Genomic DNA, 16,024 nt, shown 5'->3' with positions numbered 1-16,024 from the left:
AGGCTTGGGGGGCTTGGTAGCCAGCCAAAATCTGCGAAATCAGATTAATCTGCGTAAATCTGCGGTTGATGTTTAAAAATACGATTTCCAACCTCTCCCGCATTCGGCAGGTGGCCGAGGTGTTGCTGCGTTACGGTTTCGAGGATGTGGTGACGACCACGCCGCTGCGCCGCCTCGTGAGCCAGGCGCGCCGCCTGAGCTGGCAGCGGGCCGACCGGCAGGTATTCGAAACCACGCGCTGGGAGCGGGTGCGCCTCATTATCGAGGAGTTAGGGCCCACGTTCATCAAGCTGGCCCAGGCCATGAGCAACCGGGCCGATTTGCTGCCCGAAGCGCTGATTGACGAATTCGAGAAGCTGCAAAGCAACGTGCCGCCCTTCGAGACGGCCGTGGCCCGTCAGATTATTGAGGAGGAGCTGGGCCGGCCGATTTCGGAGGTGTTCAGCGAGTTTGATGACGTGACGCTGGGCTCGGCCAGTATCGGGCAGGTGCACCAGGCGCGGCTGCTGACCGGCGAGGAAGTGGTGGTGAAAGTGCAGCGCCCCGGCGTGCGCGAAAAGGTGCGCTCCGACCTGGCGTTGCTGCACGAGCTGGTGCGGCTCACGTCCGGCTTCCTGCAAAAGCAGGGCCTGGCCAACCCGCAGGACATCGTGGATGCCTTCGAGCGCAGCATGAGCAAGGAGCTGGATTACACCGCCGAAGCCCGCTCGATGGAGCAGTTCCGGAAGCTCTACGAGCACTACACCACGTTTTATGTGCCCAAGCCTTACCGCGAGCTGAGCACGGCGCGCATCCTGGTGATTGAGTTCGTGAGCGGCTGCAAGATTACCGACAAGGCCCAGCTGCAGGAGTGGGACCTGAGCCCCGCCGACGTGGCCGAAAACGGCATGGACATCTACCTGACCCAAATTTTTGAGTTCGGGATTTTCCACGCCGACCCGCACCCCGGCAACGTGCTGGTGCGGCCCGATGGCACCATCGTGCTCATCGATTTCGGCATGGTGGGCCGCCTCACCAAGCAGCAGAAATACGCCTTCGCGGGCGTGTTCATCGGCATGGCGCGGCAGGATGCGCGCAGCATGGCGCTGAACTTCCGGCGGCTGGCCCTCACGGCCGAAATCCCGGATATGCGCGCTTTCGAGTCGGACCTCAGCCAGCTGATTGAGGATTTCGCCATGCTCGATGTGAAGGAAATGAGCATGAGCGACCTCGCCGACGCGTTGCAGGGCATCATTTACACCTACAAGCTGCAGGTGCCGGGCGCGGTCTTCCTCATCCTGCGGGCGCTGGTGATTCTGGAAGGCATCGGCAAAGTTTTGCACCCGAATTTCAACACCTTCGAGTTCGTGGCGCCCTACGGAGCCAAGATAATCCGGGAGCAATACTCGCGCGAAAACCTGCTGACGGAGGCTGAATACACTGGCACGCAGCTGCTGGCCCTGCTGCAAACCCTGCCGGCCGACGTGCGCCAGATTGTGCGCAAAATCAGCAAGGGCGAGCTGCGGCTGAAATTTGAGCTGGTGGGCTACACGACCCTGCTGCGCAAGGCCGACCAGCTGGTGAGCCGCACCATACTGGCGCTGCTGGCCGTGGGCGGGCTGCTGTTTTCGGGCCTGTCGCTCATGGGCCGCTACTCGCCGGATATGCCTTACCACCGCGGCGTGCCCGAAATAACGTGGTGGAGCCTGGGCGCAACCGGCTTTCTGCTGCTGATACTGCTGCTGCTGGGCACCCGGCGGCGCGAGAAGTAAGCTCAAGCAGTGAATTTGGACTGAAGGTTTGGCGACGGACCCTGCGCGGCCCGACCTTTGCAGCCGTGCGGTTGTATTTCGGCCCGCCTGCTGCAATGTCTGCTTCCTTCGTCGTCCGTGTTACGTTTGCTGTTTTTGGGATTTTATGGGGAGCGATGCCGCATATGGCCGTCGCCCAGACGGCCCCGGTCGGTCCGCCGGTGCTGCGTGAAGCCAGCCTGCAGACCGATACGGCTACCTACCTGCTGAGCCGAAATACAGTCGCTGTGCAGGGCGTGCCCGCGCTGTACTTCTGGTACCGGCGCGACGATGAAACCGTGGAGCTGCGCCTGTATCCGGCCAATGCCAAGCCGTTGCGCCTGCGCCGCAACCCCGATTTTCAGCAGCTCGACTCGCTGACGAAGGAAGATGACGGTGGTTTCCGCACCCGCCTCAAGTTCCAGAACCTGACCAGCAGCCGCTTTTTGCGCCTGGTGGTAGAGCAGGCCGCCGACTCGGCCGGGCGCGAGCCGCGCCGCGAGGTGGTGCCGCTGCTGCCGCTGGTGCGCACCACGCTGGCGCTGCGCGTGGCCGATAACGAGCTGTTTGTGGGCGAGGAAAAGGTGTTTGAGCTTACCAGCTCGAACGCGCGCAACGTGCACGCCACCGGCGAGTGGGTGCGCGGCACCGAGTTCGACTACCGCCTGGTGGCCGAGGCCAACGGCACCCTGCGCCTGCACGTGCTGCCCAACCAGCTCGGCCTGCGCACGCTGGCCGTGAAGCTGCAAACCGAGCGCCCAATATTGCTGGCCGACCACCGCATCAGCTACCAACTGCCGGTGCTGAAGCAGGAGTTCAACGTGAAGGCCAGCCGCCTGCGCTTCCTCTCGCCCGACAAGCGCAGCGTAACCCTGGACGACGTGAGTCGCCGCAAAGGCAACGAGCTGATTCTCGACAACGGCCGCAGCTTCGAGCTGCGCCGCACCTACCGCGTGGAGGACCAAGAGGAGCCCGGCGGCACGCTCATCGCCGAAATCTTCACCCGCCAGTTTCTCAGCAACGACCGGGTGCTGTGCTACCTGCGCCCCTACAACACCCACCGCCAGACCGAAGGCTACCTCTACATCAAGGAAAACGATGTGGCCCGCTACCTCACCAACCTCGACATCACGCCCCAAACCGTGATTCGGAACGTGCAGGTGCTGCACCGCGGCGGCGAATGGACCCCCGGCCTGAGCGTGAGCCCCGGCGAAACCGTCGACGTGCGCCTCGAAGGCGAGGGCCTGCAAAAAGCCCGCATCTCGTTCGAGGATTTGCCGGTTATTCCCTCCGATTCGTCGGTGCGGACCGATGCCCGGCTGGTGTACCGCGTGCGGGTGCCGGTGAGCTACGACAAGCGGAAAAGCAACATCTACAACGCCGGCCAGGCTACCGGCTACACGCTGAATATCAAAGAATTTCAGCGGCCACATCCGCTTGATTTCGTGTCGGTGACCTACGGCGACGCGGCCCGGCCCATCACCCGGCTCAACGGCCCGGTGCTCTACGACGGCACCATCCGCGACGTGGTGTTTCAGTTCAACCCGGCCGGCATCGACAAGGCCGACCAGCTTTTCGGCAAGCAGTATCTGAGCTTTGAAATTCGCACCGTCAACGCCAAGGGCGACCTCGTGGAGCTGCGCAACGTGGAAAGCCTGCTGGTGTGCCCCGGCGACAACTCGCCCCGCGCTGCCTTCTACGCCGACAAGCAGTGCCGCACCGACCCGCTGAGCCTCAATGCCATCCTGAGCCGCAAAACCTACGACCTCGACGAGTGGAGCCGCATCTTCGTGACGGTGAAGCACCAGGCCAGCCAGTACGGCGAAACCGGCTACACCCAAACCGTGGAGCTGGTGCTCAAGCGCAGCTACAAGTTTGACATCGACGTGAGCTTCCCGGCCGGCCTGCTCACCCGCAAGCAGAAAGAAGACAAATTCGGCGACCTGGGCGGCATCTCGCTGGCTACGCTGGCGCAGTTCAGCTTCTACAGCCCCAACAAAATCAACCGCCTGCGCCCCTACAAAATCGGCGCCGGCTTTGTGGCCCTCAACGCCTTCAACCTCGGCAGCAGCACCGCCAACCGCGACCTGGGCGTCGTGATTCTCGGCTCAGTGTACCCCACCCGGCGCGAGGCCAAATTCACGTTTCCGCTCTACCTGGGCGGCGGCTATTTGCTGGGCACCAGTCAGTGGTTTTTTATGCTCGGGCCCGGCATTGGGGTGCGGCTGTAGCGCGGTCGACGTGGGTGGGCTGGGGACAATCGGCTAGCTTTTCGGGCTGTTGGCAGAAAAAGCAGAAGGGTAGGCACGGTTGGGCGGTAGTTTTGGGCCATGAAACCAACCCGTTCCGCTGCGCTGTCCGTTTTTTGCCTGACTCAATCCGTCGGCGGCGGGCGCTGGCCTTGGCTGGCCGCCGGACTGCTGGTGGCGGGCGCGCTGCCGCAAATGGCTCAGGCCCAAGGGCGCGTCACCATCAGCGGTACGATTAAGGATGCCAAAACGGGCGAGGATTTAACCGGCGCATCCATCCGCATCGTGGAGCTGCCGGGCACGGGCACGGCCGCCAATGCCTACGGCTTTTATACCCTCACGCTGCCGGCGGGCACCTACACAGTGGAGGCCAGCTTCGTGGGCTACGCCGCCCAGCCGCGCAAAGTGACGCTCGACAAAAGCCAGCGGCTCGATTTCAAGCTGGCCGGCAGCGGGCAGGAGCTGAACGAGGTCGTAGTAACCGGCCGCAGCAGCCAGGCCAACATCAGCAAAGCCCAGTCCGGCGTGGAAACGCTGGACATGAAGCAGATTGCCAAGGTGCCGGTGCTGTTTGGTGAGAAGGACGTCATCAAAACGCTGACTCTGCTGCCGGGCATCAAAACGGCGGGGGAGGGCAGCAGCGGCTTTTCGGTGCGCGGCGGCAACGTGGACCAGAACCTGATTCTGCTTGATGAAGCGCCCGTGTACAACGCCTCGCACCTGCTGGGCTTCTTTTCGACGTTCAACTCCGACGCCATCAAGGACCTGACGGTGTACAAGGGCGGGATGCCGGCGCAGTACGGCGGGCGGCTGTCGTCGGTAGTCGACATTAAAATGAAGGACGGCAACAACCAGCAGCTGCACGGCAGCGGCGGCATCGGCCTCATTGCTTCGCGCCTAGCACTGGAAGGGCCGATTGTGAAGGACAAAGGCTCGTTTCTGGTAACCGGTCGCCGCACCTACGCCGACATCTTCCTGAAGCTGTCGAACAACGAAACCACCAAAAGCGCCCGCCTCTACTTCTACGATTTCAACGCCAAGGCCAACTATACACTCGATGCCCGCAACCGCATCTACTTTTCGGGCTACCTGGGGCGCGACGTGCTCGGCATCAGTACCTTCGAGAACAACTACGGCAACCAGACGGCCACGCTGCGCTTCAATCACCTGTTTACCGACCGGCTGTTCTCGAACACTTCGCTCATCTACAGCAAGTACGATTACCAGATAAAAATCCGCGCCAACGACTCGGATTTCAGCATCGATTCCAAGATTAAAGACTGGAACCTGAAGCAGGATTTCGAGTTTACGCCCAGCTCGAAGCAGACGCTGCGCTTCGGGGCCAACGTCATTTACCACACCATCACGCCCGGCCACGTGACGGCCGCGGCCGATGCAGCGGTAAATTCCACGGCCGACAAAACCAACTATTCGCTGGAATCGGCGGCCTATGTGTCGCACGAATGGGCGGCTACGGATAAGCTGGATTTCACCACGGGCCTGCGGCTGTCTTCCTTCAGTCTGCTGGGCGCGGGCACGTATTCAAACTATAATCTAGCCGGCACCGTGCTCAGCAGCCAGAGCTATTCGTCGGGCCAGGTCATCAAAACCTACGTGAACCTGGAGCCGCGCCTCGCGGTGAGCTACCAGCTTTCGGACAATACTGCCCTGAAGGCCGGCTACGCCCGCAACGTGCAGAACCTGCATTTGCTGAGCAATTCGGCTGCGTCATCGCCCACCGATTTGTACGTGCCCACCACCAACAACGTGAAGCCTGAGCTGGCCGACCAGCTCTCGGGCGGCTATTTCCGCAAGCTGGGGGCCAATCAGGGCTATTCGTTTTCGGCCGAGGTGTACTACAAGTGGCTGCAAAACCAGATTGACTACCGCGACGGCACCCAGCTGCGCGGCAACCAGGACGTGGAAAGCACGCTGCTCTACGGCAAGGGCCGGGCCTACGGCGTCGAGTTTCTGCTAAAAAAGGAAACCGGCCGCCTCACCGGCTGGGTGGGCTACACGCTGAGCAAATCGGAACGCCAGTTCACCGACATCAACAGCGGCAGCTGGTTCAACGCCCGGCAGGACCGGCCCAACGACCTCTCGGTGGTGGGCGTGTACCAGCTCTCGCCCATCTGGAGCCTGTCGGGCACCTACGTGGCCAGCACCGGCAACGCCGTGACTTACCCCGTGGGCAAGTACTTCGTGGCCGGCCAGGTGGTGAGCCTCTACGGCCAGCGCAACACCGACCGCCTGCCCGGCTACCGCCGCCTCGACGTGGGCGCCACCCTCGACAAGCCGCAGAAAGAAGGCCGCCGCTTCCACCACAGCTGGAACTTCTCCATCTACAACGTGCTGGGCCGCGAAAACCCCTACAGCATCACTTTCCAAACCAATCCGGACGACCCCAGCCGCACGCAAGCGCTGCAAACCGCCCTGTTCCGCATGGTGCCCTCGGCGACGTACAATTTCAACTTTTAAGGGTGCCCGAACTGCCCGAAACGTCATGCAGAGCGTAGCGAAGCATGACGGGCTGTTAAATCCGATATTCACAATGAAAAACCGTTTCACCCTTCGCTTCCTCGCCGCAGCCGCCACCGTGCTGCTTGCTGCGTCCTGTCAGAAGGTTATTACGCTTGACCTCAAGGAAAGCGCCCCGCGTCTGAGCATCGAAGGCAATCTGGCCGATGACGGGCAGCCCTGCACTGTGCTGCTGGCGCGCAGCGTGAGCTACACCGAAACCAACACCTTTCCGGCCGTGAGCGGGGCCGTCATCACGCTGAGCGACGACGCGGGCGGCATCGAAACCCTGGTCGAAACCAGCACGCCCGGCCAGTACCGGGGCCGCACCGTGCTGGGCCAGCCCGGCCGGCGCTACACCCTGCGCGTGGAAACCGACGGACAGGCCTACGTGGCCGTGTCCACGTTGCCCTCACCCGTTGTTCCGCTGGCAGGGCTGCGGGCGCAGAAAGCCCCAATTGGTACCAATATTCAGGCGTTGCCGGATTACCTGGACCCCGCCGGTACGCGCAATTACTACCTGTTCCGGCAGTACCGCAACGGCCGCCTGAACAATAATATCTACCTGCAAAACGATGAATTCACCGATGGCAAGGCCAACGTGCGCGGCCTGGGCACGGGGGGCGGCGGCCGCGGCACCGATGCCGACAAACTCGTGGCCGGCGACAGCCTGCGCGTGGAAATGCAAAACGTGGACGCTGACGTGTACGAATATTTCCGCACGCTCAACCTGACCTTGCAGGGCGGTGGCATGGCCACGGCCTCCCCAGCTAATCCGAAATCAAACTTTTCGGGTAACGTGCTGGGGTATTTCAGCGCGCACTCGGTGCGGCGGCGCACCATATTGGTGCCTGCGCTGTAGTCGGGGTGTTGAATTTGACCTAATAAAAAAGGCCGTCACGCTCAGCATGACGGCCTTTTTTATGCAACTACTGACGCTTTATGCGAGCTTCATATCCGCAATTATCGCCTTGATTTTCTCGTGGCCCAAGCGGTTGGCTAGGTCATAATCCACGGCTGATTTCAGGGGCTGTTTCACGCTGAAATAAAATTTGATTTTGGGCTCGGTGCCGCTGGGGCGGGCCGAAATCTTGCTGCCGTCTTCGGTGAGGAACTGGAGCACGTTGGAGCTTTCCACGCCGGTATCGGTGCTGAGGCCGGTGGCCAGGTCGTGGATTTTGCCGGTTTTGTAGTCGCGGATTTCCACCACTTTCAGGCCGGCAATGTGCTGCGGTGGGTTAGCGCGCAGGCTGGCCATCATCTCCTGAATTTCCTCGGCCCCGCGCTGGCCTTTTTTGGTGAGCGAAATCAAATCCTCCACGTAGAGGCCGTACTGAGCATACATGGCCACCATTTCCTGGTAGAGGGTGCGGCCCTGGTCTTTGGCCACGGCGGCCATTTCGGCCACCAGCGCGCAGGCCGAGACGGCGTCCTTGTCGCGCACAAAGTCGCCGATGAGGAAGCCGTAGCTTTCCTCACCGCCGCCGATGTATTTCTCCTGTCCCTCAAGCTCGCGAATGAGGCCCGCGATGTACTTGAAGCCGGTGAGCGTGCGGTAGCTCTTCACGTTGTACTCGCGGGCAATGTCGCCGAGGATTTCACTGGTCACAATGGTGTACACGATGAAGTCCTGCGGGGTGCTCTGGCGGGCGCGGTGCCGGGCCGAAAGCAGGTAGTTGGTGAGCATGGCCGCCGTCTGGTTGCCGTTGAGCAGCACCCATTCGCCCTGGTCGTTTTTCACGCCCACGCCCACGCGGTCGGCATCTGGGTCGGTGGCCAGCACGATGTCGGCATTGGTGGCTTTGGCCTGGTCGAGGGCCAGTTGCATGGCGCTTTTCTCCTCGGGGTTGGGCGACTGCACCGTGGGGAAGTTGCCGTCAGGCGTGGCCTGGGCTTGCACCACGTTCACGTTGGTGAAGCCGAATTCGCGCAGCAGACCCGGCACCAGCGTGATGCCCGAACCGTGAATGGGCGTGTACACGATGTTCAAATCGTGCTGACGCTGGATGGCGGCCGGGTCGATGCTGAGCTTCTTGGCAGCCGCAAAATACCGGGCGTCGATATCGGCCCCGATGCGGATGATTTTCGAGTTATCGGCCGCAAATTTCACCTCGCTCGGGCTGGTGATTCTGTTGACTTCGATAATGATGTTGGTGTCGTGCGGGGCCACCACCTGCGAGCCGTCGTTCCAGTACACCTTGTAGCCGTTGTACTCCTTGGGGTTGTGCGAAGCCGTTATCACACAGCCGCTTTGGCAGTCCAGCTCCCGAATAGCAAACGACAATTCAGGCGTGGGGCGCAGCGCGTCAAACAGGTAAACGGTGATGCCATTGGCCGAGAAAATACCGGCTGCGATTTCGGCAAATTCGGTGCTGTTGTTGCGGCTGTCGTGCGCGATGGCGACCTTGATTTCCTGATTGGGGAAGCTCTGCAACAGGTAGTTGCACAGGCCCTGCGTGGCCATGCCCAGCGTGTAGCGGTTCATGCGGTTCGAGCCCGGCCCCATGATGCCGCGCAGGCCGCCGGTGCCAAACTCCAGGCTGCGGTAAAAGGCATCGGTGAGGGCGTCGTCCTGGCCACTGGCCTGCATGTCGCGGATGGCCTGCTGGGTTTGGGCGTCGTATTCCGGCGTGAGCCAGGTGCTAATGGAGTGCTGGATTTCGAGGGTGAGTGGCATGAGGAATAGAGAAAGAGTGTCGGTGGGGTCAGAAACGGGCGTAAAGGAAAGAGGTTTGGGCGGAAAAACCGCGTGGCGCAAGTTGCCGGCTCAACAGGGGAATGCTGGCCCGGAGCAGGCGAGGAGCAGGCTATGGGATTTCGATTTTCTGCGAGAAGATTCCGTCCACCGATTCAATTTTCAACAAGTACAAGCCCGCCGCCACCCGCGATACATCCAGGGCCTGCGCGGCGCTGCCCGCGGGCATGGTGGCCGTGAGCGTGGTGCGGCCCTGCATATCGAGCAGCGCGAGGGCCAGTGGGCCAGCCGGCCCGGTCGCTCGCTCCACCCGAATGGTTTGGCGGGCGGGGTTGGGCGCAATGCTGATGCCCGCCAGGGCCGCGGCCCTAGTGGCCGTGGGCACAGCCGGGGCCAGCCAGGAGCGGGTGTTCAGCGCATACAGCCGCTGCGGAACGGTGACAATATTGACAATCCGCTCGTTGGAGATGAACACGCGGTATTGGTCCACAAAAGTGAGTCCTTCGGCCTGGCCGATGAACAGGGCATTGGGCAGCTCAATGCGCCGCTTGTTGCCTTTGAGAAACTGCCCGTTGCGGAAGTCCGAGAGCAGCCACAGAAAAGTGGCGCCGGTGCTGCTGTTGTAGCCCAGCAGGCCCGCGCCAGTGCCGGCCGCGTTGAGGTCGGCAGCGGTGATGAGGCCGTTCGTGTTGAAACTGCCTTTGAGATGCGCCACGTAGGTGCCGGGCTGGGCCGGAATGGTGTAGTATTTGGTGCGCAGGTCGGCCCAGTTTTTTGTGAACAGATGCAGCGAGTCGTTGGCGTAAAAGAACGCCTCGCAGTCGAAATTGTGGTTGTTGGTGCCGGGGCTGAAATTGGTTTGGTCGGGGTAGCTGAAGTTGATGGCCTGTGCCGTGACGGACTCGTTAGGCGAGGTGCCGATGGCCGACTTCTGCACCCGCAGCACCTTCAGGTCGTGGCGGTCACCATTGTTGTTACCAAAGTCGCCCACGTAGAGGTACTGCGCATCGGTGGCAATGTCTTCCCAGTCCACGTTGATGAAATTGGTGATGACGACCTGTTGCAGCACCGCGCCTGAAGTCGAATCGACTTTGTACAGACTAGGCGTGTTGCCGCTGTCGTTGAACGTCCACAAGCCCTGGCTGGTGAGCTGCAAGCCCGAGCTTTCGGGCACTGCCGCATCAAGCAGTGCTTTGGTCAGGAGCGTGGTAGTGGTGGTGGCGTATTGGCAGGAACCATCGTTGCTGGTTGCGGCCGGATTGTAATTGGTGGCGCGCGGGTCGGTGCAGCCGCTTTGGGCGCGGGCCTGGATGGTCACCAGCGAAACCAATACAGCTAAGAGGAAAGTATATCTAGGCATCGTGCAATATAGAGCCAAAACGTCCTGTTCAGCTGGCGTCGGCGAAGCCAAAGCGTCCTTACCAGGTTACTAAATGTGATTAGTAGCGGGGTTGTGATGCTTCGGTTTCGCGGACGCCAGCTGAACAGGACGTTCTATTGCTGAGCGAAATACCCGATTTTACAAATTGCCCCGCAGCGCCTGCTCGCGTTCAATGCTCTCGAACAGGGCTTTGAAATTGCCTTTGCCGAAGCTCTTGGCGCCTTTGCGCTGGATGATTTCGTAGAATACCGTGGGCCGGTCCTCCACGGGCTTGGTGAAAATCTGGAGCAGGTAGCCTTCCTCGTCGCGGTCCACGAGCAGGTTCAGGGCTTTCAGCGACTCCAAATCCTCGTCAATCGCGCCGATACGTTCCAGCAGGTCTTCGTAGTACGCGCCGGGCACGGTCAGAAACTCCACGCCGCGGCGGCGCAGCTCGGTCACCGTCGCGCGGATGTCCTTGGTGGCGATGGCAATGTGCTGCACCCCGGGCGAGTGGTAATAGTCGAGATACTCTTCAATCTGCGACTTTTTCTTGCCTTCGGCGGGCTCGTTGATGGGGAATTTCACGTAGCCATTGCCGTTGGACACCACCTTGCTCATCAGGGCCGAATACTCGGTCGAAATGTCTTCGTCATCGAAGGTGAGCAGCAGCTTGAAGCCCATCACATCCTCGTAAAACTTCACCCACTGGTTCATTTCGCCCCAGCCTACGTTGCCCACGCAATGGTCGACGTGCAGCAGGCCCACCGGTGCGCCCTGCGGCACCAGGCTGCTTTTGGCCACGTAGCCGGGCATGAACGGGCCGCTATAATTGGTGCGCTCCACGAAGGTGTGGATGCTTTCGCCGTAGGTGTAAATGCCCGAGAGCGTCACGCTGCCGTGTTCATCCTCAATGGTATAGGGCTCGAAAGCCGACTTGGCGCCGCGCTTGGTGGTTTCTTCCCACGACTTGCGGGCGTCGTCCACCCACAGGGCCATCACCTTCACGCCGTCGCCGTGCTTGGCCACGTGCTGGGTGATTTCGGAATCGGGCAGGAGGGAGGTGGTGAGCACCAGGCGAATTTTGCCCTGCTGCAATACGTAGCTGGCGCGGTCGCGCAGGCCCGTTTCGGGGCCGGCATAGGCCACCAGTTCGAAGCCGAACGCGGCCTGATAATAATAGGCCGACTGCTTGGCGTTGCCGACGTAGAATTCGACGAAATCGGTGCCTTTGAGGGGGAGGAAATCCTGAGCGGGTTGGGCCAGCACTTCGGGCGAGGTCATGGTTTGCATGGGTGGGAAGGGGAAATTTGCGGGGTGAATGACAGGGTAAAAATACAGCTTCCATCGGTTTGAAGCGACTATTGACCGAAAGCCGCCCAAACCCGGAGTCGGAACCGCGCGCGTTTGCCAATTCATTCCCATTTTTGTGCCCAATCATCTGCCTTAGCGCTCCCATGAATACCGAAGAACTGAACCGCGCCCTCGTGGCCCTGATTGAAAAAAAGGCCGAGTTGCACACCCTCAAGTACGACGACGCCCGCTACGACGAAGTGGAAGAGGCCCTGCACGACCTCGAAGACGACTTTAACGACGAGTACGGCGACTTCCTGGAAACGGCGCTCGACAAAGTGCACACCGACCTGAAATCGGATACCGACGTGTTGCTGCCCACTGCCTACCTGCCCAGCAACCCCGGCTCCACGCCCACGCCCAAAGAAGGCGTTTGGGTTGATTCGGAAAAATACCCCGGCAAGGAAGCCCGCATTACCTTGGTTCCCAATCCTGTACGCATCATGCTCACCGTGGGCAAGCAGGTGCAGCAGGAGCTGTGGAAAGCCTAAGAAGGGCTGAGTTTTGAGGGTTGAATGTTGAGTTATTAATGATGCACTGCGAATGAGCAATTCAACATTCAACCCTCAAAACTCAACCTTTCTTTACCGCATCGCCGAGCCCGCCGACTGGTACCACGCCCAGCAAACCGGCTTTTTCGCCAGCGCCGACCTCGCCGCCGAGGGTTTCATTCACTCCTCGGAGCAGCACCAGATTCTTGAAACGGCCCGCCGGTACTATGCCGGGCGGGCCGATTTGGTTTTGCTGGAATGGGACGAAACCGCCCTGGTCGCCGCCGGCGTGCGCGTGGAGCGCGAATGGGTGGCGAGCCGGCAGCAGCATTTTGCCCACGTTTTTGGGCCGGTGCCATTGGCCGCGGTGCGCCGTTATTGGCCATTTGGAGCCGATGAAAGCGGTGATTTTCAGTTGCCGCCGGAGCTGCTTACTTTAGGAGAATAATTTTTTGTCGCCGTGCAACCTCGCTCCGGCCGGAGGCATCTTCCGACCAGAAGCTTTCACTAAATCGTCAGTTGTATGCTGCCTTTTTACGTTCGTTCGTTGCGTTGGCTGGCTTTGGCCGGGCTGGCTACGGCCTGCGCGCCCACCTATCAATTGGGGATGAAACCGACCCGGGCCACCGGCTTTTTTGTGGAAGGCCGCGAGCAGGCCCAGGCCGTGGCCGACAGCATGGAGGTACGCCTGAGTTTTGTGTGCTACGAGCCCACCCGGGTTGTTTTTGAGGCCGAGTACCGCAACCCCACCCGTCACGCGTTGGTGGTCGACCCGGCCGCTTTCCAATACGAAGCCAACCGCCTGCCTGCTCCGGCCCCCGGCCCCAAAGCCAAGCGCCCCAAGCCCCTGCCCGGCACCGAAGTAACCGCCGCCGTGGCCGCCGCCAGCATGGCCCTGCCGCTGCCCCCGTTGCCGCCCAACGCCGTGGCCGCCTTCGACCCCGAACCTGAAATAACCGCCTTGCACAGCAAAGCCGAAAGCGAAGCCACCAAAGCTGCCAAATTCGACTGGCTGGGGCTGGCCTTGGGTGCGGCCAGCCTCGCCACGGATGTGGCCAGCATCGGCAAGCGCGAAACCGCCGCCCAATACCAGAGCCGCGCCGCTATCCACGATGCGGCCTTGGCCTACAGCGTCATCTCCACTGCGACCAAAATCGAGCACGCTGTGACGGCCGAAGTACTTCAGCAGCGCGCCGCCATGCTCCAGGACTACGCCCTGCGCAAGGTGACGCTGGAGCCCGGCCAGCAGGTGCGCGGCTACCTCTACTTCCCGCGCTACGACGCGGCTGATGGTTTGGTCGTACGCGCCCCGGTAGGGGGGCGCACGGTGCCGCTGGAGTTTGCGCAGGTGCGCAAGCGGCAATAAAAAATAATTGCTAAATGCAACGCTATTTGCTGTATCTTTCGGTTCCTTTCCACGCTTTACCACTTTACCAGCATGCAAACTTCGCCTTCTTCGTGGCTCATTGAAAGCGCCCGACACCAGAAAAAGTCTCAGCGAAACGGATTGATTTTAAGCGGAATACTGGTAGCGGCCGCCGTGCTAGTCCAGATATTTGGTTGAAAAAAATACTTAGTCAACAAAAAAGCCCCGGCATACTGCCGGGGCTTTTTTGTTGCTCATGGGGCGTTGGCTCATGGCTAATGAGCCGGTTGTGGTCTACCCCAGGTCGGCCAATTCCAGCCAACGTTCTTCTTTCTCGCCCAGCTCCTTCTCGATGGCTTGCAGGCGAGCACCCCAGGTGGCGAATTCCTGCGGCGAACCGCTGCCCCCGTTAAGCTTGGCGGTGATTTCCTGCTTCTCGGCTTCCAGCGTAGCCATGGCTTTTTCGAGCTGCTCGTACTCTTTTTTCTCGGCGAAGGTGGCGCGGCGCTTGGCGGGTGAGGGCGCAACGGCCGTGCTCACGGCAGCCGGCGTGATGGCCGCTTTCGCAGCGGCGCGGGCAGCTTTGGCGGCCTTTTCTTCTTCAATGAGGGCGGCTTCGGCTTCGCGCTCTTCGAGGTATTCGCGGTAGTCGGTGTAGTTGCCGGGGAAGTTGAGGACGGCGCCGCCGGGCTCCAGCACGAAGAGGTGCTCGGCGAGGTGGTCGAGGAAGTACCGGTCGTGGCTCACGATGAGTAGGCAGCCGGTGAAGTGCAGCAGGAAGTCTTCCAGAATGTTGAGCGTGGCCAGGTCCAGGTCGTTGGTCGGCTCGTCAAGAATGAGGAAGTTGGGGTTTTTGATGAGGACACGCAGCAGCTGCAGGCGGCGCTTTTCGCCGCCGCTCAGCTTGCTCACCAGCGTGTATTGCTGGGCCGGCGGGAACAGGAACAGGTTGAGGAACTGGCTGGCCGTGAGCACGTCACCATTGGCCAGCTCCACCACTTCGGCCACTTCCTTCACGATGTCGATGACGCGCTGCGAGGGGTCGAATTCCAGCTCGGTCTGGGTGTAGTAGCCGAACACGGTGTTGGTGCCCACGTCGATGGTGCCGGAATCGGGCTTAAGCTTGCCCGTGAGCATGTTGAGCAGCGTGGATTTGCCCGCGCCGTTGGGGCCTACCAGGCCAATCCGGTCCTTTTTCTTGAAGACGTAGCTGAAATCGTCGAGCACCACGTTGTCGCCGAAGCGCTTGTTCAGATGATGAGCTTCGATGATTTTGCCGCCCTGGCGGGTGGTTTTCACGCTCAGCTCAATCTGCTGCTTGTTGAGGTTGGTGCTGGCTTTTTCCTTGGTCACATAAAAGGCGTCGATGCGGGCTTTTTGCTTGGTGCCGCGGGCCTGGGGCATGCGGCGCATCCACTCCAATTCTTTTTTGAAGAGCTGGCGGGCCTTCTCCACTTCCACGGTTTCGCGCATTTCGCGGTCGGCCTTTTTCTCCACGAAATAGGCGTAGTTGCCCTGGTAGCGGTACACCTGGCCCTTGTCGAGCTCCACGATTTCATTGGCCACTTTGTCGAGGAAGTAGCGGTCGTGGGTCACCATCAGCAGGGTGAGGCTGGGCGAGTTCAGGCGGTTTTCGAGCCACTCGATGGTGGCCAGGTCGAGGTGGTTGGTGGGCTCGTCAAGGAGCAGCACGTCGGGCTCTTCGATGAGGACGCGGGCCAGGGCCACGCGCTTGCGCTGCCCGCCCGAGAGCTGGCTCACGTTGCGCGTGAGCAGCTCGCCGAGGATGCCCAGCTTGCCCAGAATCTGTTGCACCTGGGCTTCGTAGTCCCAGGCGTTGAGGGCGTCCATGCGTTCGAGCACGCGCTGCAGGTCGTCGGCTTTGTGGTCGGGGTCGTTCACCACGTGCTCGTACTCCTGGATGGCCTTGAGCGTGTCGTTCTGGCTGGCGAAGATGGTTTGCTCCACGCTCAGGCTTTCGTCGAACACGGGGTTCTGGCCCAGGTAGGTGACGCGGATGCCCTTGCGCACGCTCACCTCGCCGGTATCGGGGGCTTCGAGGCCGGCCAGCACCTTCATGAGGGTGGTCTTGCCGGTGCCATTGATGCCTACAAAGGCCACGCGCTGCCCTTGGTTGAGGCCGAAGTTGAGGTCTTTAAACAGCCAGCGGTCGGCGTAATTCTTCGAGATGTTCTCGGCGGATAACAGGTTCATAGGCCACAAA

General features: G+C 61.0%; 11 protein-coding genes. 7 read left to right on the top strand and 4 right to left on the bottom strand.

The genetic code is table 11. The features are described from left to right. The first annotated feature begins 68 nt into the window (after positions 1-68). From ACYU7Q_RS06225 to ACYU7Q_RS06210, 4 genes are all read left to right on the top strand, one after another. On the top strand, positions 69-1,751 hold the full coding sequence (locus ACYU7Q_RS06225) for an ABC1 kinase family protein (RefSeq protein WP_460608564.1): 1,683 nt from the start codon (positions 69-71) through the stop codon (positions 1,749-1,751). Positions 1,752-1,915: 164 nt separating this feature from the next. Then, positions 1,916-4,000 carry a hypothetical protein gene (locus ACYU7Q_RS06220; protein ID WP_460608563.1) on the top strand — a complete coding sequence of 695 codons (2,085 nt, stop codon included), beginning with the start codon at positions 1,916-1,918 and terminating at the stop codon, positions 3,998-4,000. Between the two features lie 99 nt (positions 4,001-4,099). After that, positions 4,100-6,496, top strand: coding sequence for a TonB-dependent receptor (locus ACYU7Q_RS06215; protein WP_460608562.1), 2,397 nt, complete (start codon positions 4,100-4,102; stop codon positions 6,494-6,496). A gap of 73 nt (positions 6,497-6,569) precedes the next feature. Further along, positions 6,570-7,397 carry a DUF4249 domain-containing protein gene (locus ACYU7Q_RS06210; RefSeq protein WP_460608561.1) on the top strand — a complete coding sequence of 276 codons (828 nt, stop codon included), beginning with the start codon at positions 6,570-6,572 and terminating at the stop codon, positions 7,395-7,397. A gap of 78 nt (positions 7,398-7,475) precedes the next feature. On the opposite strand, the gene ACYU7Q_RS06205 is transcribed toward ACYU7Q_RS06210, so the two are convergent. The 3 genes from ACYU7Q_RS06205 to hppD all read right to left on the bottom strand — a co-directional run bounded on the left by ACYU7Q_RS06205 (position 7,476) and on the right by hppD (position 11,883). Next, a complete protein-coding gene (locus ACYU7Q_RS06205) occupies positions 7,476-9,212 on the bottom strand; it encodes a phospho-sugar mutase (RefSeq protein WP_460608560.1) in 1,737 nt (578 codons plus the stop codon). 130 nt (positions 9,213-9,342) lie between these two features. Then, on the bottom strand, positions 9,343-10,590 hold the full coding sequence (locus ACYU7Q_RS06200; RefSeq protein WP_460608559.1) for a T9SS type A sorting domain-containing protein: 1,248 nt from the start codon (positions 10,588-10,590) through the stop codon (positions 9,343-9,345). Positions 10,591-10,749: 159 nt separating this feature from the next. After that, a complete protein-coding gene (hppD, locus tag ACYU7Q_RS06195) occupies positions 10,750-11,883 on the bottom strand; it encodes a 4-hydroxyphenylpyruvate dioxygenase family protein (protein WP_460608558.1) in 1,134 nt (377 codons plus the stop codon). Between the two features lie 164 nt (positions 11,884-12,047). On the opposite strand from hppD, the gene ACYU7Q_RS06190 reads away from it, so the two are divergent. From ACYU7Q_RS06190 to ACYU7Q_RS06180, 3 genes are all read left to right on the top strand, one after another. After that, complete coding sequence (locus ACYU7Q_RS06190) at positions 12,048-12,434, top strand: hypothetical protein (protein WP_460608557.1); 387 nt, start codon at positions 12,048-12,050, stop codon at positions 12,432-12,434. Positions 12,435-12,486: 52 nt separating this feature from the next. Next, positions 12,487-12,882: a DUF952 domain-containing protein gene (locus ACYU7Q_RS06185; RefSeq protein ID WP_460608556.1), complete on the top strand. Its 396-nt coding sequence runs from the start codon at positions 12,487-12,489 to the stop codon at positions 12,880-12,882. A gap of 75 nt (positions 12,883-12,957) precedes the next feature. Further along, entirely contained in the window at positions 12,958-13,800 is an 843-nt protein-coding gene (locus tag ACYU7Q_RS06180; protein WP_460608555.1) for a hypothetical protein, read from the top strand. Positions 13,801-14,094: 294 nt separating this feature from the next. Here the strand turns inward: ACYU7Q_RS06180 and ACYU7Q_RS06175 are convergent, their stop codons facing one another. Beyond that, entirely contained in the window at positions 14,095-16,014 is a 1,920-nt protein-coding gene (locus ACYU7Q_RS06175; protein ID WP_460608554.1) for an ABC-F family ATP-binding cassette domain-containing protein, read from the bottom strand. Positions 16,015-16,024 lie beyond the last annotated feature (10 nt).

It is taken from the genome of Hymenobacter terrigena, from assembly GCF_054776515.1.
This window is presented reverse-complemented; position numbering and strand designations above follow the sequence as displayed.